Source organism: Amycolatopsis azurea DSM 43854, assembly GCF_001995215.1.
Taxonomy (GTDB): domain Bacteria; phylum Actinomycetota; class Actinomycetes; order Mycobacteriales; family Pseudonocardiaceae; genus Amycolatopsis; species Amycolatopsis azurea.
Map to the genome: position 1 here is coordinate 157,304 of NZ_MUXN01000025.1, position 21,693 is coordinate 178,996.

The following is a 21,693-nucleotide window of genomic DNA, read 5'->3' on the forward strand; positions in this document are numbered from 1 at the left end:
TTCTTGACACCTCAGCGGCGTATGGAAATCCTAGTATTCATGGATTCAAACGGTCTGTCCACTCACTTGAACGTGGAAACGCTGCACGGATCGCTCACCGATCCGGCCATCTCGTCGATGAACCTGCTGAACGAACTGATCGACGAATACCCTGTGGCCATTTCCATGGCGGCAGGCCGGCCGTACGAAGAGTTCTTCGACATCCGACTCATTCACACCTACCTCGACGCCTATTGCGCGCATCTGCGCGACGACCGGAAAATGGACGAAGCGGGTGTCACCCGGACGCTGTTCCAATACGGCACCACCAAGGGCGTCATCGCCGACCTCATCGCGCGCAATCTCGCCGAGGACGAGCACATCGACACCGCCCCCGAATCCGTCGTCGTCACCGTCGGCGCGCAGGAGGCCATGTTCCTGGTCCTCCGCACACTGCGGGCGAGCGACCGGGACGTGCTGCTCGCCCCCGCGCCCACCTACGTCGGCCTGACCGGGGCGGCGCTGCTCACCGACACCCCCGTCTGGCCGGTCCGGTCGAACGAGAACGGCATCGACCCGGACGACCTCGTCCTCCAGCTGAAGCGGGCCGACGAGCAGGGCAAGCGGGTCCGGGCCTGCTACGTGACCCCCAACTTCGCCAACCCCACCGGCACCAGCATGGATCTGCCGTCGCGGCACCGGCTCCTCGACGTCGCCGAGGCGCACGGCATCCTGCTGCTGGAGGACAACGCGTACGGGCTGTTCGGGGCCGAGCGGCTGCCCTCGCTCAAATCGCTCGACCGGTCGGGATCCGTGGTCTACATAGGTTCCTTCGCCAAGAGCGGTATGCCCGGTGCCCGGGTCGGCTTCGCGGTGGCGGACCAGCGGATGGCCGACGGCGGCCTGTACGCCGACCAGCTTTCGAAGCTCAAGGGCATGCTCACGGTGAACACCTCCCCCATCGCGCAGGCGGTGATCGCCGGGAAGCTCCTGCTCAACGATTTCAGCCTGACCAAGGCCAACGAGCGGGAAATCGCGATCTACCAACGGAATCTGCACCTCACGCTGGGCGAGCTCAAGCGCAGGCTCGGCGCGTGCGAGGGGGTTTCGTGGAACTCCCCGACGGGCGGGTTCTTCGTGACGGTCACCGTGCCGTTCGTCGTCGACGACGAACTGCTGGAGATCTCGGCCCGCGACCACGGCGTGCTGTTCACCCCGATGCACCACTTCTACGGCGGCAAGGGCGGGTTCCACCAGCTGCGGCTGTCGATCAGCCTGCTGACCCCGGACCTGATCGAAGAGGGCGTCTCGCGGCTGGCCGCCCTGATCACCTCGCGCCTCTGAGGTTGCCCTGAAAGTACGTGAAGGCCCCCTTCATTGCGTCTAGCGCAGTGAAGGGGGCCTTCACGTACTTGGGGCGGGCGCGCGGTGGTCGTGAGTGGCGTTTCGGGTTATTGAGGGGTAAGGCAATGTGGCGTGTTCAGTCGCTCGCCCGTACGCCGACCTCAGGTGTTGCGAAAGCCACTTTCGCAACCTTCAACGTTGCGAAAGTGGCTTTCGCAACCTCCGGCCGAGGTTACGCGAGCGATCGGTGCGGGTGGTCGTGAGTGATAAGTGTCGTTAGAACGACACTTATCACTCACGACCACCTGTACCCGGCGCGGTCTGACAGGAGGGCGGTGTCGCGAAAGCCACTTTCGCGACACCTGATGTCCCGAAAGTGGCTTTCGCGACATGCCACCGGCACACACCCAAGCCCCCGCCCAGGCCCCCGCGCACGAAGGAAGGCCCACCCGGCTAACGGAAGTACGGGTAGTCCTGCACCCAGTTGAATCCCCGGCTCCGCAGCGTGAAGCTGTTCGGATCCACGCGTTCCAGCGTGATCACGACCGCCCGGTCACGCAGTTTCCCGCTCAACGAAAGCCGATCGGGCCCGGTTCGCGAGGCGCGCAGCGTCGCGAAAGGTGGCGGGCTTTCGGCACCGGGCTGCTCTGGCACCGCGGCGAGTTCCAGCTGCCCGTCGGGGCGGAGGTCCGCGCGCGCCGGCACCAGTTCGCCGTTCATCCGCTGGTAGGTCGCCGCCTCCGGATCGTCGAAAACGACCCGCTGCCAACGGTTCTCGTCGGTCGTCAACGGCGGCACCGGCTGCCCGTCCAAGGAGAAGTCCCGCACGTCCCAGATCCCGTACAGCGCGGACTTGGGGCTGCCGGGTCCGTCCTGTTCGGACCAGATCTCCCACCGGGAATACCCGCCGCTCACCGCGATCCAGAGGCCGAGGGCCACTTGAAGCCAAACCGCGACGCGGTTCTTCCGTGCGTCGGCGAACAGCGGAGGTTGCGTCAACGGCTCGGCCGCGCGGTTCAGCACGAACACCTTGACCAGCCGCCAGAAGTACGGGGCCAGCAGGAACAGCGCGAGCAGGATCAGGTGCGAGGAGAGCAGCTTCTCCGGGATGTCGAACGTCATGTTCATCAGGAACACGTTCGCCATGCTCGCCAGGCTCACCACGGCGCCCAGCACCGCGGTCCTCGGCACGAACAGCAGCAGCCCGGCCAGGACCTCCACCGCGCCGAGAGCCATTTCGTACGGCGGAGAGCTGCCGACCTGGAGCCACAGCACCGAGGCCGGGCTCAGGTCGCCGAAGGGCTGCAACAACTGTGTCAGTGTCGGGCCGGGCATCTGGCTGGGAACCAGTTTGCCGACCCCGTAGCCGAGCATCTGCCCGCCGAGGCACAGCCGCACGAACAGCGTGAACCACGCCAGCAGCCGCGGGTGGGCGGTACGACGGTCGAAAGCCGTCCACACCACCGTGGTCACCGCCGCCACGATCAGGATGCAGAACGCCAGCACCCAGACCGCCGTTTGGTCCCCGGCTCCCGAGTCCGCGTGCAGCACCGCGTCGACGCCGAAGAAGGTCCTGCCCGCCCAGCCGGTGACCAGGTCCGTCACGAACACGAACCACGGCTGGGCGGGGCCGACGATCCACGGGCCGAGCGCCCCCAGGAGCGCGAACAGGATCTGCGGGAGGAGCAGGCAGAACAGTCCGAAGTAGACGACGCAGAAGCGGAACGCGATCCGCGTCGGCGCACGCCAGCCCGTCTGGATGTCGCTCCCGGCGAGGGATTCGCCGGGAGCGATACGCAGATCCGTCACGCGGATCCTGAAGCGGGGCCGGCGTTGGCGTCGAAGGAACTGCCGGAGTAGTCGGAGTCCAGGACGGAGACGGCGTAGGTGGCGGGTGCGGCCAGCATGGCCACGACGCCGACGACGAGTCCGGCCTTCACCACCGTGGACGAGGGATTCTTGAGGACCCGCGCCAGGATCAGCACGACGAGCGCGAGTACGCCGAGTGCCAGCGTGCCCCACCTCGCCCAGGGCAGGAAGCCCGGGTAGTGCGACCAGAGCCAGGCGCTCCACGCCACCTGCGCCGCGATCGCGACCGGCAGTGCCCAGGCCGCCCGGCCGCCGCGCTGGTACGCCCGCCAGAACATCACGATGCCCAGAGCGGAAAGGGCGGCGAGTGCGGGAGCGAACGAGGCCACGTACGCGGTGTGCGCGACGTCCCCGAAGCTGAAGACGAAGGTGAAGGTCACCAGCCACACGCCCCACATCAGCAGTCCGCCGCGCACCGGGTCGGTGCGCTCGGCCCGGCGCGACCACCACAGCCCGCAGAACAGCGCCAGGAAGGCGAGCGGAAACAGCCACGAGATCGCGACGCCGAGGTGCCCGTCGAGCAACTTGTTCCAGCCCAAGGGGTCCGTGCGGCTCTCGACCTTCGACGGGTCCGCCTGCGGAGGCGGTCCGCCGCCCGGCCCCACGATCACGTCACCGTTGGGCAGCACCAGCACGTCACCCGGACCGGGCTGACCCTGTCCAGGCTCCGGCTGACCTTGACCCGGGCCGGTGTCACCGGGCCCCGTGTCACCGGGTCCCATGTCCCCGGGGCCAGGCTGACCGGCTCCCGGTCCCGTGTCACCCGGACCGGTGTCACCGGGTCCCCGGTCACCGGCTCCCCGGTCACCAGGGCCCTGGCCCACGTCACCCGGGCCCGCCTCCGACATGTCCAGCGGATGGTCCGGCGGGCCGAGCGCCGGCGCACCGCCCGAACGGCCCGCGTCCGGCACGGCGCCGGGCAGGTTGATGCCGACCCGCGCGAGACCGTTGTAGCCGAACACCATGGCGAAGGCGCTGTTGTTCGTGGTGCCGCTGACATACGGCCGGGAACTCGCCGGGGTGAAGGTGTAGAGCGCGACCCACGACAGCGAAACCGCCAGCATCACCACTCCGGCGATCCCCACGTGCTTGACCCGGCGGCGCGTCTCGATCGGCGCGGTGAGCAGATAGCCGATCGCCAGCGCGGGCAGGATCATCCACGCCTGCAGCATCTTGGCCTGGAAGCCGATCCCGATCCAGACACTGGCCCACACCAGCGACCGGAGCCGCCCTTCCAGGACGGCGCGCTGGTAGGCGTCGACGGCGAGCACCAGGCACATCGTCAGCAGGCCGTCCTGCATACTGTGCCCGAACATCGACGCGGCGACCGGTGTGAGGGTGAAGATGCCCGCGGCGAGCAGGCCGGGGACGACGCCCGCCCAGCGCCGCACGACCCGGTACAGCACGAGCACCGAGATCACGCCCTCGATCACCTGCGGCAGCGCGAGTGACCATTCGCTGTAGCCGAAGATCTTGGCCGAGACGACCTGGGGCACGAACGAACCGGCGAGCTTGTCGAGGGTGGCCGTCGCCTGCGGGTCGACGGCGCCGAACAGGAACGCCTTCCAGCTCCCGGACATGCTCTTGACGGCGTCCGAATACAGCGGCGCGTAGTCCACCCTCGGCAGGTTCCAGGCGTAGAGCACCACCGCGACGAACGCGATGCCCAGCAGCGCGGGCCTTGCCCACGGCGGTTGACCGGCGGGCGAACGCCAGAACGCCCACCGGCCGCGTCCGCTTTCGGGAGGCGTGGTGTCCTGGGGTGGAGACGGCAGATGAGTGAGTGTTGTGGACACTCGGTACCTCCGGGCGTGATGCGGCGTCGACAAAAGGGAGGTCGGGCTCAGCGGTGTTCTTCGACGCGGACGACCGGCCAAGTCGTTTCGCCGTATCCGCCGTCCGGGGAATTCTTCCGGGCGTGCTCGTCCATTCGGTGGACCATGTTCTTGTTACGTCCGTTGAGCATTCCCAGCTGGGAAGAATAGCACTCCACGGCCTCGAATTTCCGTGTCCGGACCTCTTCGCCGACCGCGACGAAAGCGGGAGCACCACGCTGGAATCCCGGCGGTAGCTCGACCGGGCCCGGCCTGTTCGTCACATAGGGAAGGTCCTCCCACAGCCGGATCGGGATGTCCTTCTCGAAAGCGGCGAACAGCGCGGCGTCGCGGGACACTTGATTGTCCGGATGATCGAGAATGGCCGCGCAGGTCACGATCAACGTGGGATCGAAGTCCCCGATGACCGCTTCGATGTCGGCCTTGATCTCGGCGACGAGTCCGGGATCGCCGTCCGGCGCGCGTTCCTCGACGGCGAGTTTCGCGCCGCCTTCCCTGGGCGACGCCAGCCATTCGCCGTCCGGCCGCTTGCGATAGATGGAGTCGAGGAATCGTCCGTGCCGATAGGACAGTCCTAAGTGGCCGATAGCGGCGACGTCCTCTTCACGACGAAGGAGCGTCGCGTCTTCCTCCGGCGAGAGCCCCCATATCGCGTGCATCCGTTCGGCGGCGGCGGAATACGGAGGCGGCGCGCTCCCGGCGAACACCGTGTGGACGAGCACCTCCGCGCCGTCGCGCGCCGCCTGCGCGAGGCAGGCGCCGACCGACAGCACCGCGTCGTTCAGATGCGGGGAGATCGCCAGGATCCGGGCCGTCGCGGGGTCTTCAAGCATGTGATCGGTCTCCTCACAACGGCCCGAATGGCGGTCAGTACTCAGGAAGACTTGATTTCGAGCTGGGGCAACGGGAAGACCAGCGTTCCACCGTTCGCGAGGTACTCGTGCTCGCGCTCGATGAAGCTGTCGCGGTATCCCCACGGCAGGACCAGCAGCTGGTCGGGCTTCTGCGCCTTGGCGTCTTCCTCCGACACGATGGGAATCTCGCTGCCCGGGGTGAAGCATCCCGCCTTGTCCGCGTTGACCTCACCGATGGCGGGCAGGTCCTTTTCGGTCAGCCCGCAGTACTGGAGGATCACGTTGCCCTTGGTCGACGCGCCGTAGCCCAGGGTCAGCTTGCCCGCGGCCCGGGAGGCGTCGAGGAAGTCGCGCAGTTCGTCGCGGTGCGCGTTGGTCCTGGCGGCGAACTTCTCGTAGGGGGCCATCGTGTGCAGGCCGACGGCCTCCTCGCCGCGCCGGAACGCCGCGAGGCCGGCTTCGTCCACCTTGTAGTGACCGCTGTTCTTCGCCATGGTCACCCGGATGCTGCCACCGTGCACCTCGGTCATCTCGGCCTTGACGACGGTGAAGCCGACCTTCTCGGCCATCCACTCGAACTGACGCAGCGCGTAGTACTCGAGGTGTTCGTGGCAGATCGCGTCGTAGGCGACCATGTCCAGCATGGACGGCAGGTACGCCTGCTCGGAGATCCAGAGGCCGTCCTCGTCGAGGATGTCGTGGATCTCCTGCATGAACTCGACCGGCCGGGGCAGGTCGTAGAACATGGCGATCGAGGTGACGACCTTGGCCTTCCGGTCGCCGTAGCGGTCCGCGAAAGCCTTGCCGGTGAAGTAATCCGCGACCAGGCCGACGTGGTCGGGGTAGAGGTCGCGGAACTGTTCGCCGTTGGGGTCGAAGCCCACCAGCTCCGGACCGTTCACCGGGTAGCCCCGCAGCAGGGTGGAGTCGTTGCTGCCGATGTCGACGACCAGGTCGCCTGCCTGCAGCTCGACCAGGTCGGTGACCTGCCCGACGATGCCGTGCAGGTGATTGATCATGTACGGCCGAATGCTGGACCGGTAGCCGTAGCCGCCGTGGCCGTACATCAGGCTGGAGTCGGTGGTGTGCAGGAGCTGGACGAGTCCACAGCCGCCCTGCGAGCACTTCACCAGTTCGAGCGGGACGACGGGGACGATCCCGCGGGTCCGCGGGAACACGCTCGTGACGGCTTGCGAGCCGAGATCCAGTACGGGCAACAGTTCCGTGTTGCCGCAGATCCGGCAGCTGTCGGCGATCATTTGCTTTCCGGTGGCGCTCATGGACGGTTCTCCCGTTTCCTTACTCGGTTTCCAGCCAAGGGGTGGTTCAGACAGAAACAGACGGCTTCTCCCGGCTGACCGCGTCGAGCAGCAGCTCCGCGGCCACCGTGGTCCCATCGGCGCGGATCGTGCCCGCCACCGCAGTGGCCCGCGCGCGGGTTTCCGGGGAAAGGGCCGTGACGAGCGCGGCCGACAGGGACCCGACGGTCGGGTTCGGACCGTCGTGCGCCACCCCGGCACCCAGCTCGGCCACCCGGCCCGCGTGGTGCGGATGGTCCGCGATCTGCGGGACCACGACCTGGGGGACGCCGGCCCGCGTGGCCACATGCGTCGTGCCGACCCCGCCGTGGTGGACGACGGCGGCCACGCGGCCGAACAACACCTGCTGGTTCACTTCGTCGATGGCGAGACAGTCGGCGCCGTCGTCGGGAAGCGTCAGACCGGCCCAGCCGCGCGCGAGGATCACCCGGCGGCCCTGGGACCGGATCGCCTCGACGGCCACCCTGGCGACGTCGTCGGGAGCGGGCGAGCTACCGAAACCCACGTACACCGGCGGCTCGCCGTCCGTCAGGAACGCTTCCAGCGCAGGGGAAAGCGGCCGTTCGTCGGAGACCATCCACGCTCCGGTCCGCACCCCGGCCAACTCCGGCCGCGGCGGGGCCAAGACCTCGTCCGCCGCCAGCAAAGGACGATCGGTGCAGCCGTAGTCGAACAGGTTCCGCACCGGGGGCAGGCCGATCGCCGCGCGCCGATCGTCGAGCGCGCCGCCGAACATCTTGTCGATGCCCTGGTTGTACATGCCCCGCTGCTCCGGTGACGGCTGCAGAATCGGGGACGCGACGGCGAAGAAGTACGGGATGCCGAGCTTCTCGGCCACCGACCGCACGGCGATCGCGCCGGTCAGCAGACCGCTCGCGACCACCACGTCACAGCCCTCGGCGGCCGCCGGGACCTTGTCGAACTGCTCGGCGATCCCCGCGACGGCCTGCTCGGGGTCGGGCGGCCCGCCCAGCCCGCTTCGGGCCCCTTCGAGCACCGACTCGCCGACGACCACGTGCGGCACACCGACTTCCGCCAGCCGCTCCACGTAGTCGGGAGGCGCGCACATCCGCACTTCCGCGCCGAGTTCCCGCACCCGCACCGCCAGTGCCACCAACGGTTCGACATCCCCGCGCGGCCCGTACGCCCAGAACAACACCCGCATGCCGGTTCCCCTTCTCCCGATGGCGTTCACCGCCTGGTCGCGGTGATGCCTTCGGTGGCGTAGTGAATGGTGAAGGAGCCGCCCAGCGCGTCGATCGACGCGCCGAGATGCGTGAGGAACCGGGTGCGCGCGTCGTCGTCGAGGTGGTTGAGCCCGCCCTGGGTGGGGACCAGGTCCAGCCATTCGTCACGGGTGTAGACGCGTTCCCAGACGAAGCGCAGTCGCTGCGGCTCGGTGAACGCACCGGTCTGCTGGATGCCTTCGGCCGCCTTCACGTACTGCTTGGCGTAGATCTGTTTGGCGTACTCCTCCACGTCCCCTTCTCTGTCCTCTTTGGACGGTTCCTGGAAGGAGGCGTCGGGAACGGCGTGCCGGTACGCCTCGCCCTGCGCCTTCATGACGGCCGGCGGCAGCTCGAAACCGTTGTCGAACAACGCGATCAGGCCGTTCGGCGCCAGCACGCCCGCCACCTTGCGCGCCCCCGCGAGCGGGTCCACCCAGTGCCAGGCGGTACCCGAGACGACCGCGTCGAAGGTGCGGCCCGCCGGGTCCCAGTCCTCGAATTTGGCGACCTCGACGTCGAGACCCCGCCCTCGCGCGACGTCCGCCATCCGCGCGTCCGGTTCGACTCCGAGCACCGTGCAGCCCGCCGCCTGGAACGGACGCGAGGAGAGGCCCGTGCCGCAGCCGACGTCCACGAAGTTCTTGCCGGGGCTCAAGCCGATGATCCGGTCGACCAGCGCGCCCGGATAGCCGGGGCGGGCGCGGTCGTAGCGCGCGGCGTCGAGACCGAACCACTCCGCCATTTGCCGGTTCTCATGCGGTTCAGAGGCAAGCTTGGACATGTTTTCCACCCTAGTCATTTTGCGCGATGTCCACGTCGGCCACGGAATGGCGTCATTTTCGGGAAGCGTGCACCAGATACATCGGTTCCACCATGATCTTGTCGTCGAGTTCGGCCTCCACGGTGTAACCGCGGCTCTCCAGTTCCTTCCGGAGTTCGGCCAACTCGCCCTTCGCGTCGCTGATTTCGATGACCCAGGACCGGATCTTCGCCCAGTCGTCCTCGGTCAATCCGGCGAGGACCTCCAGCTCCGAACCTTCGACGTCGACCTTGACCAGGTCGACGCGGTCCAGCTCGGGATGCTGTGCCAGCACGGAGGAAAGTGTCGCCACCTCGACGCCGACCTCGACCGCTTGAGCCGCGAAGTGTTCGTTCTTCGTCTCCGGATGCCGCGTCGAGTTCCCGGGCATGCCGGGGTAGTAGGTGAAGGCGACGTCCTTCCGATCCGCCTCGCCCAAGGCCAGCTGGTGAATGGTCAGGCCGGACATGCCGTGCAGTTCGACGTTCCGGCGCAGCGCCGCAGCCGACGCCGGAATGGGCTCGAAGGCGATCAGCTTGGCATTCGGTTTTTGCCTTTTCGCGTAAATCGAGAAAAGCCCGACATTGGCGCCGACGTCGAGAATGACCCCGTTCTCGGGTACCGCGCCAACGCTCTGAGCGTAGGTGTCGAAATGGAAGACCTCGTTGAAGATGAACATCAGCTCGTCGTGCTGACCCGACGGATCCGGACCGGCGTAGCAGGTGAAGTCCTCCGTCACCTCGACCAGCACCGGCTCGTTCGCCTGCGTGATGTTTCCGGACATGTTCGAGTTTCCTTTCTCGCTTCGGCCGACCGCGTCGCGTAGCAGTCCGGCGGCGACCGTCGTCCCGTCGGAGCGGATCTCGGCGGCCACGGCGGCCGCCCGCTCGCGGGTTTCCGGGGAAAGCGCCGTGGCGAGCGCGGCGGACAAGGACTCGAAAGTCGGGGCCGGGCCGTACTCCTCGAAGGCCACGCCGATACCCAGCGCGGCCACCTGATCGGCGAAGTACGGCTGATCCGTCATCTGGGGTATGGCGACCTGAGGGACACCCGCCCGCGCAGCCACGGTCGTCGTTCCGCCACCGCCGTGATGGACGACGGCGGCGACCCTGCCGAACAGCGCCTGGAAGTTGGTCTCACCGACGGCGAAACAGTCTGCCCGGTCGTCGGGCAGGGCCAGCTCGGCCCAGCCACGGGAAAGAACGACCCGGCGGCCCTGGGCCCGGATCGCCTCGACGGCCAGTTTCGCGGTGACGTCGGTGTCCGAGGTACTGCCGAAGCCCACGAACACGGGCGGCTCACCGTCGGCCAGAAACGCCTCCAGCTCAGGGGAAAGCGGACGTTCGTCGGGCAGGATCCACGCCCCGGTCTGCACCACGTCCTGGTCCGGCTTCAGCGGGGCCAGGAGCGGGTCCGCGGCCAGCCAGGGCCGGTCGGTGCAGCCGTAGTCGATGAGCTTCTCCACCGGCGGCAGCCCGATTTCGGCGCGCCTGCGGTTGAGCGGGCCACCGTACCTGTCGAAGTAGACCTGGTTGTAGAACTCCCACAGCGCCCGGTTGTCGTTGATGTCCAGGTCCTCGGGCGGCTCACCGTCACCGCGTCCGAGCGGTGGCGGAAAATGCGGCGAGGGCAGGTAGATCGGGCAGTAGGCGGCGTAGAAGTACGGGATGCCCAGCTTTTCGGCGACCGACCGCACCCCGATCGCGGCGGACAGCACTCCGGTCGCCACCACCGCGTCGCAGCCCTCGGCGGCCGCCGGGACCTGGTCGAACTGCTCGTCGATCTCCTCGGCAGGGAGCCGGAGCCCGTCCCCGCGCGACGATCCGGTGATCGCGCGCATCATCGCGCGCAGCGACTGTCCGACCGGGACCACCTCGACGTCGAGACCGGCGAAGCGGTCCGCGGCGTCCGGAGGTGCGCACATCCGCACTTGGACACCCAGCGCCCGCAGCCGGGTCGCCAGCGCCACCATCGGTTCGACGTCGCCGCGGAGTCCGCTCGTCGACAACAAGACACGCATCACAGGGTTCCTCGTTCTGTGGATCCTTGGCGGTTAACCGCTTCTAGGACCAGTTTCGCGGCCACCGCCGCCCCGTCGTGGTGGATCGTGCCCGCCACCGCGGCCGCCCGCGCCCGGGTTTCCGGGGAGAGCGCGACGGTGAGCGCGGCCGACAGCGAATCGACGGTCGGGGTCGGGCCGTCGTGGGCCGCCCCGATCCCCAGTTCGGCCACCCGGCCGGCGAAATACGGCTGGTCCGCGATCTGGGGCACCACGACCTGCGGGGCACCGGCCCGCGCGGCCGCGGTCGTCGTCCCCACCCCGCCGTGATGGACGACGGCGGCCACCCGGCCGAACAGCACCTGGTGGTTCACCTCGCCGACGGCGAAGCAGTCGGCCTGATCGTCGATCAGCGTCAAATCGGCCCAGCCACGGGAAAGGATCATCCGGCGGCCCTGAGCGCGAACCGCCTCGACGGCCACCTTCGCGGCGTCCTCCGGGGCGCGCATACTGCCGAAACCGACGTACACCGGCGGCTCACCCGCGGCCAGAAACGCTTCCAGCTCAGGGGAAAGCGGCCGTTCGTCGGGCAGTGTCCAGGCCCCGGTCTGGACGGCGTCGAGATCCGTCGGCAACAAGGGGGCCACGACCGGATCCGACGCCAGCAAGGGGTGATCGGTGTAGCCGTAGGAGAAGATGTCGTCCACCGGCGGCAACCCGATCGCGGCCCGCTCGCTGTTGAGCGGCTCGCCGAACCGCCGATACGCACTCTGGCTGTTCCGCGCCCACAGCGAACGGATGTCGGTCCCGGCCGGGGCGGGCGGCTCGCCGAGCGGTGGCGGGGGCGGGTAGTGCGGCGACGGCAGGTAGATCGGGCAGTGGAAGGCGTAGAAGTACGGGATGCCGAGCTTCTCGGCGACCGACCGCACGGCCACCGCGGCCGCGAGCATCCCGGTCGCCACCACGGCGTCACAGCCTTCGGCGCCCGCCGGGACCTGCTCGAACTGCGTGGCGATCGCTTCGGCCGAAAGCCGGGGTCCGTCCTTGGGCGACGGCGGTTTCTTCTCGTGCGTCATCGCACGCGTCGACTCGCCGACCGGCACCAGCGGCACCCCGAACTCGGCCAGCCGCTCCCCCGCGTCCGGAGGCGCGCACATCCGCACCTCCGCCCCGAGTTCCCGCAGCCGCACCGCCAAGGCCACCAGTGGTTCGACGTCGCCGCGACTGCCGGACGTCGACAACAGCACCCGCATTACGTCGTTCACGCGGGAACCGCCGGCTTCTCCCGGCTGACCGCGTCGCGCAGCAGTTCCACGGCCACCGTCGGCCCGTCGGTGCGGATCCGGCCCGCGACGTCGGCCGCCCGCGCGCGGGTCTCCGCGGACAGCGCGGTGGTGAGCGCGTCCGACAGGGCCTCGACCGTCGGTGCCGGACCGTCGATCGCCACCCCGATCCCCAGGTCGGCGATCCGCTCGGAGTAGTACACCTGGCCGACGATGTGGCGCACCACGACCTGGGGGACGCCCGCCCGCGCGGCCACGTGCGTCGTACCCGTGCCTTCGTGGTGGACGACGGCGGCCACCCGGCGGAACAGCTCCTGGAAGTTGGCCTCGCCGATGGCGAAACAGTCGGCGCCGTCGTCGGGCAGGGCCAGGTCCGCCCAGCCGCGGGAAAGGAGCACCCGGTGGCCCTGGGCACGGACCGCCGTAATGGCCGCCCTCGCGACGTCGGCGGTTTCCGGCGAGCTGCCGAAACCGACGTACACCGGCGGCTCACCCGCGGCCAGAAACGCTTCCAGCTCAGGGGAAAGCGGCCGTTCGTCGGGCAGGATCCACGCCCCGGTCTGCAACGCCTCCTCGCCCGGCCGCAAGGTGGCGAGGAGTGGATCCGCCGCCAGCCAGGGACGGTCGGTGGCGGCGTAGTCGAACAGGTTCTTCACCGGCGGCAGGCCGAGGGCGACCCGCTGGTCGTTGAGCATGCCGCCGATCAGGTTGTCGGTGCCCTGGTTGTAGTCGGCCCGCTGCGACGGCGGGAGCGCCGAGGGCAGGTGGATCGGGCAGAGCACGACGTTGAAGTAGGGGATGCCCAGTTTCTCGGCCACCGACCGGACGGCGACCGCGCCGGAGAGCAGACCGGCCGCCACCACGACGTCACAGCCTTCAGCGACCTTGAGGATCTGTTCGAGCCGCTCGGCGTTCGACCCGGCCTCGGCGTCGGGCGTCCCGTGCGACGCCGACGCGCCCTTCCAGCGTTCGACCGGCACCAGCGGCACCCCGATCTCCGCCAGCCGCGCCGCGCTGTCCGGCGGCGCGCACATCCGCACCTCGGCGCCGGTCTCCCGCAGCTTCGCCGCCAAGGCCACCAGCGGTTCGACGTCGCCGCGTGATCCCCTGGCCCACAACAGAACGCGCATCTCGCCTCTCCTGATCGAGCTTGTCCGGTTCACACCGAAACCGCGGGCATTCCCCGGCTGACCGCGCCGAGCACCAGTTCCGCGGCCGCCGCCGCCCCGTCCGTGCGGGCGATCTCGGCCACGGCCTTGGCTCGCGCGCTCGTCTCCGGCGCCAGGGCCGTGACGAGCGCGGCCGACAGCGATTCGACGGTCGGGACCGGGCCGTCGTGGGCCACGCCGATCCCCAGTTCGGCGACCCTGGCGGCGAAGTACGGCTGGTCCATGCCCTGGAAGATGATGATCTGCGGGACCCCGGCCCGGGTGGCCACGTGCGCCGTCCCCGAACCGCCGTGATGGACGACGGCGGCCACCCGGCCGAACAGCACCTGGACGTTCACCTCGTCGATGACGAGACAGTCGCTCTCGTCATCGATCCGGGCCAGCTCGGCCCAGCCGCGCGACAGGATCACCCGGCGCCCCTGGGCGCGGACCGACTCGATGGCCACCCTGGCGGCGTCGTCGGGAGCGTCCAGGCTGCCGAAGCCCACGTACACCGGCGGCGTCCCCGCTGCCAAGAATTCCTCCACCTCGGCGGGCAGAGGCCGTTCGTCGACCAGGTACCAGGACCCGGTCTGCACGGCCTCCTGACCTTGCCGCAGCGGGACCAGGACCGGATCCGCCGCCAGCCAGGGGCGATCGGTGTAGGCGTGGTCGATGATGCCGTCCACCGGCGGAAGCCCGAGCGCGGCCCGCCTGCGGTTGACCGGTTCTCCGAACCGCTGGAACAGGCCCTCGTCGCGCATGTCCCGCAGCGAATGCTGGTCGGTGTCGTCCAGCGCGAACGACTCGCCGTCGCGATCGGGCCGCAGCTGCGGGTCGAACGGCGACCGGATGTCGATCGGATGGCAGGCGGCGTAGAAGTAGGGGATCCCCAGCTTCTCCGCCACCGACCGGACGGCGGAGGCGACGGCCACCATCCCCGTCGCCACCACCACGTCACAGCCCTCGGCGGCCGCGGGCACCTGGTCGAACTGCGCGTCGATCAGCTCGGTCGCGAACCCGGGCCCTGGCCCCGCGCCCGTCCGGACCGGCGGGCCGACCGGCACCATCGGCACCCCGAATTCGGCCAGCCGCTCCGCGAAGTCCGCGGGCCCGCAGACCCGCACCTCGACGCCGCGGTTCCGCAACCGCACCGCCAACGCCAGCACCGGTTCGAGATCCCCGCGTGTCCCGAACATCGACAACAACACCCGCATCGCGTACTTCCCTCGTTCCGCTGGTTCCGGCGTCGGCTGGGTCGGCTCAGACGGGATGGTGGGGCAGCCACTTCATGCCGTCGGGCGAGACCACCAGCCCGCCGGGGAACAGCGGCATCTCCGGCTCGGCGTCCTCGCCGAGGACCACCCGCATCTGTTCCTGGCCGCCCTCCTGCATCACCTGCCGGACGACCTGCGACTTGAACAGCGGCACCATGCTGGCGTCGTCACCGCCCGCCATCGTGTCGACGGCGGTGGCGAACTCGGCGCTGCGCTCGACGAGCTGGTTCACCAGGGCGTTCTCCCCGGAGGACACCCCGCCGACGAGGTCGACGAACGACTCCAGGTCGGTGTGCTTGCTCTTGGTGACCTTCTTGGCCTGCCAGAAGTACGACTCCTCGTTCACGTTCATCTCGTAGAACGCCACGAGGAACTCGTAGTACACGCTGTACTCGCGGCGGTATCGCGCCTCGAACTCGGTCAGGGCGGTCTTCTCGTCCAGATCCCCGGCGAGGACGCTGTTGATCGACCGCGCCGCGAGCAGACCGCTGTAGGTCGCCAGGTGCACGCCGGAAGAGAACACCGGGTCGACGAAGCAGGCGGCGTCACCGACCAGGATCATCCCCGGCCGCCAGAACTCGGTCTGGTTGTAGGAATAGTCCTTGCGGACGCGGATCTCCCCGTACTTGCCCGTCGTCACCCGCTTCGCGTCCTTGAGGTACTCCGCGATCAACGGGGCCTCGGCGATCAAGGAGGTGAGCGCCTTCTCCCGGTCGCCCTGGACCTTGTCCGCGTCCTCCCGGCGCACCACCGCGCCGACGCTGGTCAGCGTGTCGCTCAACGGGATGTACCAGAACCAGCCGTTGTCGAACGCGACGCTCAGGATGTTGCCCGAGTACGGCTCGGGCAGCCGCTTGCCGCCTTCGAAGTAGCCGAACAGCGCCAGGCTGCGGAAGAACTCGGAGTAGTTCCGCGAGCCGCCGACCTTGGAGTAGAGCCGGCTCTTGTTGCCCGACGCGTCGATCACGAAGGTCGCGTTGACCTCGTGCTCGTTACCGTCACGATCGGTGTACCGGACGCCGGTGACCCGCTCGCCCTCTTCGAGCACGTCGGTGACCGAACACTCCTCGCGGACCTCGACGCCCTTGCGCTTGGCGTTGTTCAGCAGGATCTGGTCGAACTTCGCCCGCTCGACCTGATAGGCGAACGACGACGGACCGGTGATCCGCGGCGAGACGGAGAAGGAGAACGTCCACGGCTCCGGCCGGGCGCCCCACCGGAACGTGCCGCCGCGTTTGATCGGGAAACCGGCCGCCGCCAGTTCATCGGTGATGCCGAGCATCTGGCACACGCCGTGGATCGTGGACGGCAGGAGCGACTCGCCGATCTGGTACCGGGGGAAGAGTTCCTTCTCCAGCAACAGCACTCGATGGCCCTGCATGGCCACGAACGTCGCCAGGGTCGACCCGGACGGCCCGCCACCGGCGACCACCACATCGAATTCTTCGACCGACATCTCTCACCATTCCTCTGTCGACGTCATTTGCTACCAGGCGACCGGTAATTGGTCCGGGCAATCGATGAACGCGTTCCGCAGCTTGATTTCCTCGCGGGGTACGGCGAGGCGCAGATCGGGGAACCGGCCCCAAAGGGATTGGTAGGCCATCCGCAGCAGCGACCTCGCCACCGCCGCGCCGATGCAGTAATGGATCCCGTGCCCGAATCCGACGTGGGAACCCGAAGTGCGGTTCGCGTCGAGGACGTTGGCGTTCGACGTCAGCGCCTCGTCGCGGTTGGCCATCAGGATCGAGCACATCACGTACTCGCCCGCCTTGATCAGCTGACCGCCGACGACGACGTCCTTGATGGCCAGCCGCGGGTTCGGCTGCTGCACGGGCGACAGGTATCGCAGCAATTCGGCGACGACCCGATCCGCCTCTTCTTTGCCGGAGAGCATCAAATCCTTCTGCTCGGGATGCTCCAGCAGAGCGAGCACACCGAAGCCGATCATTCCCGCGACGGTCTCGACTCCGCCGAGGATGAGCGCGGTGAACACGCCCCGCAGTTCGGCGTTCGTGACGTCGTCGCCGTGTTCGCGCACGATCGCCCCGATGAACTCCTCGTCGGGATCCGCCCGCTGCCGGGCGATGAGGCCGTCCAGATAGCGGTTGAACGCCGCGCTGTCGTGCGCCCTGGCCTTGAATCCGCGGCTGAGCGCGACATTCTGCCGGACGCGGCGGATGAATTCGGTGCGGTCGTCACGTGGGATGCCGAGCAATTCGCACAGTGCCAGACCGCCGACCGGATCCGCGAACACCCCTTGGACGTCCGCGGGCGGCCCCTCGGCCTCCAGCATGTCGATGCGGTCCTCGATCAATTCCTGCATCGCGGGTTCCAGCCTGCGGATCCGCCGCGTGGTGAATTCCGGCGTCAGCATTCCGCGCAGGCGTGTGTGTTCGGGCGGGTCGTAGACCGACAACTGCCCGATGAGATCCGGCGGAATGGGTTCGTCGGCGGGCGATTCCGCCGAGCTCCAGCGGGGCCGGGTCGTGAAATGTTCGTGGTCGCCCAGTATCTGCCGGACGACGTCGTATCCCATGGCCTGCCAGACGTATTCCGTCCGCAGCTGGGTGGACGCGCTCCCGACTATCCGGACCAGCGGGCCGTGCGCCCGGAGATCGAACATGTCCTCGTGGGGATCGCAGTGCGTCCGGAGCATGTAGTTCGCCGTCGGCCGCACGAGTGGCGCGACCTCATCGATATCCTGATCCATATCGAGTGGAAACTCCTTCACCGACCGCGTTGGGTGTTCCGGATTCCTCTTCGGACACTCGGGTGCCCCAATCTTCGCCCGTGCTCAGGAAAGAAGTCCAGGGTGCCGCCGTGGACGAAGAAGCGGGCGGTGGGCGGCAGGGCTGCGGTGGGCGGCGGGTCGGGGTGGTCGTGAGTGGTAAGTGACGTTCTAACGTCACTTACCACTCACGACCCACCCGACCCAGCCGCGATCTGCCCGGGAAAGCGGTGTCGCGAAAGCCACTTTCACAACGTTGAAGGTTGCGAAAGTGGCTTTCGCAACACCTCCCGAGAGGCAAAACGCCAGAGAGAGCATCGGTACAGGGGGTCGTGAGTGGTAAGTGACGTTCTAACGACACTTACCACTCACGACCCACCCGACCCACGACTCACCGCCGCCTTCTCACCATTCGACCCTCAACTCCGTCAGCCCGTATGCCGGCGTGGTGAGCCGGTACGCGGTTTCCTGCTCGGGATCCGCCAGTCTCAGCTTCGGAAACCGTTGCCACAGCGCGGAATACACGACCCGGAGTTCGAGGCGCGCCAGCGAAGCACCCAGGCAGTGATGGACGCCGTGCCCGAAAGCGACATGCGGGACGGGATCGCGCGTGACGTCGAGCCGGTCCGGTTCCGCGAGCAGGGCGGGGTCACGGTTGGCCATGGGGAGCGAGCAGGTGACCGTCTCGCCCGCCTTGATCTCCTGGCCCGCGATGGTGACGTCCTGCATCGCGGTCCGCGGTGTCGGCGCGTACGGGACGGTCAGGTACCGGATCAGCTCGTCCACCGCCCGGTCCGCCGCCTGATCACCGCCCTGGAAAGCGGCGATCTGCTCGGGGTGGTGCAGCAGTGCCAGCACGCCCAGGCCGATCATGCCGGAGATGTTGTCGTCCCCGGCCAGCATCACCTGCACGCAGAAACCGCGAAGCTCCTCGTCCGTCGCCGCGTCGCCGTGTTCCGCGACGACGGCGCCGATCAGTCCCTCACCCGGTTCCTTGCGCTGCCTGGCGATCATCGTCAGCAGATAGCGGGAGAACGCTTCGCCCGCGGCGGCCCGTTTCCGTTGGCTCAGCGAGGGATCGAGGTGCCGGTGGCACAGCTGGGTGAACGTGGTGCGGTCGTCGCGGGGCACCCCGATCAGCTCGCACAGCACGGCTCCGGGCACTTCGTCGGCGACGATCTCGATCAGGTCCGCGGGCGAGCCCTCGTCCTCCAGCGCGTCGAGCCGTTCCTCGACGATCTGCTCGATGTACGGCCGGAGCCGCCGGATCCGGCGCAAAGTGAAGCCCGGCAACAGCTTCTGCCGCATCCGGGGATGCTCGGGCAGGTCGTAGTCCATCAGGTTGCCGACCAGTTCCCGAGGCCGGAAGATCCCCGTCCCGCCGACCTCGTCCTGGTCGTGCCAGCGCCGCCGGTTGCTGAACCGCTGGTGGTCGCCGAGCACTTGCCGGACGACGGCGTGGTTCGCGGCCAGCCAGCTGGTCTCGGCGCCCGCGCCCTCCCCGATGGTGATCTTCGTCAGGGGACCGGCGGACCGCAGTTCCTCGGCGGGGCCGAAACCGTCCCGCCGGATGTGCAGGGGCCGCGAGTCGTCACCACTCAACGGGAAGCTCCTCTACCGCGAAGGGGGCGGGCCTGCCCGGCTTGAACCGCAGCTCCTCCTCGGGGACGGCCAGCCGCAGCGTCGGGAACCGGCGGACCAGCGCGGGCAGCGCCACCCGCAGCTGGAGCCGGGTCAGCGGCGCCCCGATGCAGTGGTGGATGCCGTGCCCGAACGCGATGTGCTCGGTGTTCTCCCTGGTGATGTCGAACCCTTCGCCCCGCGCGCGGTTCACCGCCAGCAGCGAGCAGGTCAGGACGTCGCCGGCGCGCACGGTGCGCCCGCCGATCGACACGTCGACCAGCGCGGTCCGCGGCGAGGGGGTCTCCACGATGGACGCGTACCGAAGCACTTCCTCGGCCGCGGAGTTCGCGAGTTCCGGACGCTCGCGCAGCAGCGCCATCTGGGCGGGATGGGTCACCAGGAGCAGCGCCGCGATCGCCAGCTGGGAGGCCAGCTGCTCGACCGCGCCGATCATGATCCCCTCGGCCAGCCCCGCCAGTTCGTCGTCGCTGACCTCGTCGCCGTGGTCGCGCACGATGCCGCCGATCATCCCGTCGCCGGGTTCGGCGCGGTTGCGGGCGGTCAGTTTCCGGGCGTAGTTGACGATGCCCAGCCCCGACAGGTTCCGCTGCCGGGGGATCCGGCTTTCCCTGCTCTCCCGGAACATCCGCGACAGCTCGTACTGGTCGTCACGCGGGACACCTAGGAGGTCGCAGGAGATGAGCGCCGGGATGGGCCAGGCGGCGTTCCGGACGAAGTCGACCGGCGAACCCATGTCTTCCAGATCGTCCAGGCATTCCTCGACGATCTCCTCGGCGACCGGCCGCAGGACCTCGATCCGCCGGACGGTGTTCGCCCTCGTCACGGTCCCCCGCAACCGGGTGTGGTCCGGCGGGTCGTAGGACTGCAGGATTCCCGGCAGCCAGGCCCGTTCCGACTCGTCGTCGACCGGGCGCATGGAGCTGAACCGGGTGACGTCGGAAAGGATCTCCCGGATTTCGTCGTAGCCGGTGACGAGCCATTGCTTGCGGCCGTCCAGTCCCGGCTCGGTGTCGTATTCGTGCAGCGGCCCGCTCTTCTGCAGATCGCTGAGCTCCGGCACCGGGTCGAGCCCGAACCGCTGATGTGGCAGCGGAACTACCATGATTCTCCTCAAGCTTTTCGCGGTGTCACCAGTCGAGCGGCAGGGCTTTCACGTCGAACGGCGGCGGCCCCAGTTTGATCTCGCGGTCCGGCTCGGCCAGCCGGAGTTTCGGGAAGCGGGTCGCCAGCGCCGGGATCGCGACCCGGAAGATCAGGTCGGCCAGCGGCCTGCCGAGGCAGTGATGGATGCCGTGCCCCCACGCGACATGCGGCGTCTTCGCCCGGGTGATGTCGAACCGGTCCGACGGCCCGGGGAAGTCCCGGCGGTTCACGCCGATCAACGAGCAGGTGACGGTATCCCCTGCCTTGACAAGGAATTCGCCGACGCGCACGTCCTCGGTCGCGATACGCGGGGTGAGTTTCTCGGAGGTGCTGAGATACCGGACCATTTCCTCCAGCCAGTCCGGGATGACGTCCGGCTTCTCCCGGAGCAGATCGAACTGCTCGGGCGCCTCGACCATCAGCCACGCGCCCGCCGCGAGGAACCGGGCGACCTGGTCCCCGCCCGCGCCCATGACGAACGCGGCCAGCCCGGTCAGTTCCGAGTCGGTGATCTCGTCCCCGTGCTCGCGCACGACGACGCCGAGCATGTCGTCACCGGGGTCACGACGCGTCCGAGCCGTGTTCTGGCTCATGTACGTCATGTACCGGTTCCCGGCCGCCACGCGCCTGCTGCCCGACCGCTCGGCCCGGCTGGCGTGCAGGCTGCGGGACAACTCCGTCTGGTCGTCCCGGGGGATGCCGAGGAAGTCGCAGGTCGCCGTGGTCGCGATGGCCCAGCCGAAATGCGGGACGAAGTCCAGCGGGCCACCGATGGAGTCGATGGCGTCCAGGGTGTCCTCGACGACCTCTTCGACCTGCGACCGGAACCGTTCCATCCGCCGGACGGAGAACGCGGGCGACAACACCCGGCGCAGCCGCGTGTGCTCCGGCGGGTCGTACTGGGTGATGAAGCCGGGGAAGGTGATGCCGGACGCGGTCCCTCCATAGAGGAGCCGGGAACTGAACTTGTCCGAGCCGAGCACCTGCCGGACCTCGTCGAAACCGGTGGCCAGCCACGCTGTCCGGCCTTCGCCGTCCTCCTCGGTGCCCAGTTCGGTCATCGGGCCCTTGGCCATGAAGTCCAGCAGCAGCCGGACCGGATCGAACCGGTCCCGCCGGTGCATCTCCGTCGGCAGGACGACGTTGAGCTCCTCGAACGCTTCCACTGCACAGGTCCTTTCCCGGGGTCAGTCGGACGAGCCCGGCCGGCTCGTCCAACTGACCGCTTCGAACGGCTGGA

General features: G+C 68.6%; 16 protein-coding genes and 1 pseudogene. 1 reads left to right on the forward strand and 16 read right to left on the reverse strand.

Annotated features, from left to right (window positions below; genetic code table 11):
• Positions 1 to 39 precede the first annotated feature (39 nt).
• Positions 40 to 1,323 (forward strand): aminotransferase-like domain-containing protein, encoded by a 1,284-nt coding sequence (locus B0293_RS33275; protein ID WP_005166430.1) that lies wholly within the window; start codon positions 40 to 42, stop codon positions 1,321 to 1,323.
• A gap of 453 nt (positions 1,324 to 1,776) precedes the next feature.
• Here the strand turns inward: B0293_RS33275 and B0293_RS33280 are convergent, their stop codons facing one another.
• The 16 genes and pseudogenes from B0293_RS33280 to B0293_RS33350 all read right to left on the reverse strand — a co-directional run bounded on the left by B0293_RS33280 (position 1,777) and on the right by B0293_RS33350 (position 21,577).
• Positions 1,777 to 3,132, reverse strand: a complete 1,356-nt coding sequence (locus B0293_RS33280; protein ID WP_005158099.1) for a hypothetical protein — start codon at positions 3,130 to 3,132, stop codon at positions 1,777 to 1,779.
• Complete coding sequence (locus tag B0293_RS44430) at positions 3,129 to 4,988, reverse strand: ArnT family glycosyltransferase (protein WP_005158097.1); 1,860 nt, start codon at positions 4,986 to 4,988, stop codon at positions 3,129 to 3,131. Before B0293_RS44430 ends, B0293_RS33280 begins: the two co-directional genes overlap by 4 nt.
• A gap of 47 nt (positions 4,989 to 5,035) precedes the next feature.
• Positions 5,036 to 5,860: a PIG-L deacetylase family protein gene (locus B0293_RS33290; RefSeq protein ID WP_005158095.1), complete on the reverse strand. Its 825-nt coding sequence runs from the start codon at positions 5,858 to 5,860 to the stop codon at positions 5,036 to 5,038.
• Between the two features lie 41 nt (positions 5,861 to 5,901).
• The gene (locus B0293_RS33295) at positions 5,902 to 7,161 is read right to left on the reverse strand and encodes a class I SAM-dependent methyltransferase (protein ID WP_052014469.1); all 1,260 of its coding nucleotides are present in this window, start codon (positions 7,159 to 7,161) and stop codon (positions 5,902 to 5,904) included.
• A gap of 46 nt (positions 7,162 to 7,207) precedes the next feature.
• The gene (locus B0293_RS33300; RefSeq protein ID WP_005158092.1) at positions 7,208 to 8,365 is read right to left on the reverse strand and encodes a glycosyltransferase; all 1,158 of its coding nucleotides are present in this window, start codon (positions 8,363 to 8,365) and stop codon (positions 7,208 to 7,210) included.
• A 26-nt stretch (positions 8,366 to 8,391) separates the two neighbouring features.
• A complete protein-coding gene (locus B0293_RS33305; protein WP_005158091.1) occupies positions 8,392 to 9,171 on the reverse strand; it encodes a class I SAM-dependent methyltransferase in 780 nt (259 codons plus the stop codon).
• Between the two features lie 91 nt (positions 9,172 to 9,262).
• A complete protein-coding gene (locus tag B0293_RS44930) occupies positions 9,263 to 10,012 on the reverse strand; it encodes an FkbM family methyltransferase (RefSeq protein WP_407640113.1) in 750 nt (249 codons plus the stop codon).
• A 15-nt stretch (positions 10,013 to 10,027) separates the two neighbouring features.
• Positions 10,028 to 11,248 (reverse strand): annotated as a pseudogene (locus B0293_RS44935) (glycosyltransferase); the annotation flags it as partial.
• Positions 11,248 to 12,480 carry a glycosyltransferase gene (locus tag B0293_RS33315; protein ID WP_005158086.1) on the reverse strand — a complete coding sequence of 411 codons (1,233 nt, stop codon included), beginning with the start codon at positions 12,478 to 12,480 and terminating at the stop codon, positions 11,248 to 11,250. The pseudogene B0293_RS44935 and the gene B0293_RS33315, both read right to left, overlap by 1 nt.
• Positions 12,481 to 12,488: 8 nt before the next feature.
• Entirely contained in the window at positions 12,489 to 13,640 is a 1,152-nt protein-coding gene (locus B0293_RS33320; protein ID WP_005158078.1) for a glycosyltransferase, read from the reverse strand.
• A 29-nt stretch (positions 13,641 to 13,669) separates the two neighbouring features.
• On the reverse strand, positions 13,670 to 14,875 hold the full coding sequence (locus B0293_RS33325; RefSeq protein WP_005158075.1) for a glycosyltransferase: 1,206 nt from the start codon (positions 14,873 to 14,875) through the stop codon (positions 13,670 to 13,672).
• 46 nt (positions 14,876 to 14,921) lie between these two features.
• Positions 14,922 to 16,391, reverse strand: a complete 1,470-nt coding sequence (locus B0293_RS33330; RefSeq protein ID WP_005158073.1) for a tryptophan halogenase family protein — start codon at positions 16,389 to 16,391, stop codon at positions 14,922 to 14,924.
• Positions 16,392 to 16,421: 30 nt separating this feature from the next.
• Positions 16,422 to 17,648 (reverse strand): cytochrome P450, encoded by a 1,227-nt coding sequence (locus B0293_RS33335; protein ID WP_005158071.1) that lies wholly within the window; start codon positions 17,646 to 17,648, stop codon positions 16,422 to 16,424.
• A gap of 423 nt (positions 17,649 to 18,071) precedes the next feature.
• Positions 18,072 to 19,268 carry a cytochrome P450 gene (locus B0293_RS33340; protein ID WP_039918133.1) on the reverse strand — a complete coding sequence of 399 codons (1,197 nt, stop codon included), beginning with the start codon at positions 19,266 to 19,268 and terminating at the stop codon, positions 18,072 to 18,074.
• Complete coding sequence (locus B0293_RS33345; RefSeq protein ID WP_005158068.1) at positions 19,258 to 20,412, reverse strand: cytochrome P450; 1,155 nt, start codon at positions 20,410 to 20,412, stop codon at positions 19,258 to 19,260. The genes B0293_RS33340 and B0293_RS33345 overlap by 11 nt, the downstream gene beginning before the upstream one ends.
• 25 nt (positions 20,413 to 20,437) lie before the next feature.
• Positions 20,438 to 21,577, reverse strand: a complete 1,140-nt coding sequence (locus B0293_RS33350) for a cytochrome P450 (RefSeq protein WP_052014470.1) — start codon at positions 21,575 to 21,577, stop codon at positions 20,438 to 20,440.
• Between the last annotated feature and the right edge of the window lie 116 nt (positions 21,578 to 21,693).

Excerpts from the sequence above, each read along its gene's own strand:
- B0293_RS33305 (WP_005158091.1), bottom strand. The coding sequence starts at position 9,171 with ATGGCGGAGTGGTTCGGTCTCGACGCCGCGCGCTACGACCGCGCCCGC.
- B0293_RS33295 (WP_052014469.1), bottom strand. The coding sequence starts at position 7,161 with ATGAGCGCCACCGGAAAGCAAATGATCGCCGACAGCTGCCGGATCTGC.
- B0293_RS33275 (WP_005166430.1), top strand. The coding sequence starts at position 40 with ATGGATTCAAACGGTCTGTCCACTCACTTGAACGTGGAAACGCTGCAC.
- B0293_RS33290 (WP_005158095.1), bottom strand. The coding sequence starts at position 5,860 with ATGCTTGAAGACCCCGCGACGGCCCGGATCCTGGCGATCTCCCCGCAT.
- B0293_RS33325 (WP_005158075.1), bottom strand. The coding sequence starts at position 14,875 with ATGCGGGTGTTGTTGTCGATGTTCGGGACACGCGGGGATCTCGAACCG.
- B0293_RS33315 (WP_005158086.1), bottom strand. The coding sequence starts at position 12,480 with ATGCGGGTGCTGTTGTCGACGTCCGGCAGTCGCGGCGACGTCGAACCA.
- B0293_RS33300 (WP_005158092.1), bottom strand. The coding sequence starts at position 8,365 with ATGCGGGTGTTGTTCTGGGCGTACGGGCCGCGCGGGGATGTCGAACCG.
- B0293_RS33345 (WP_005158068.1), bottom strand. The coding sequence starts at position 20,412 with ATGGTAGTTCCGCTGCCACATCAGCGGTTCGGGCTCGACCCGGTGCCG.
- B0293_RS44930 (WP_407640113.1), bottom strand. The coding sequence starts at position 10,012 with ATGTCCGGAAACATCACGCAGGCGAACGAGCCGGTGCTGGTCGAGGTG.
- B0293_RS33330 (WP_005158073.1), bottom strand. The coding sequence starts at position 16,391 with ATGTCGGTCGAAGAATTCGATGTGGTGGTCGCCGGTGGCGGGCCGTCC.
- B0293_RS33335 (WP_005158071.1), bottom strand. The coding sequence starts at position 17,648 with ATGGATCAGGATATCGATGAGGTCGCGCCACTCGTGCGGCCGACGGCG.
- B0293_RS33320 (WP_005158078.1), bottom strand. The coding sequence starts at position 13,640 with ATGCGCGTTCTGTTGTGGGCCAGGGGATCACGCGGCGACGTCGAACCG.
- B0293_RS33350 (WP_052014470.1), bottom strand. The coding sequence starts at position 21,577 with ATGCACCGGCGGGACCGGTTCGATCCGGTCCGGCTGCTGCTGGACTTC.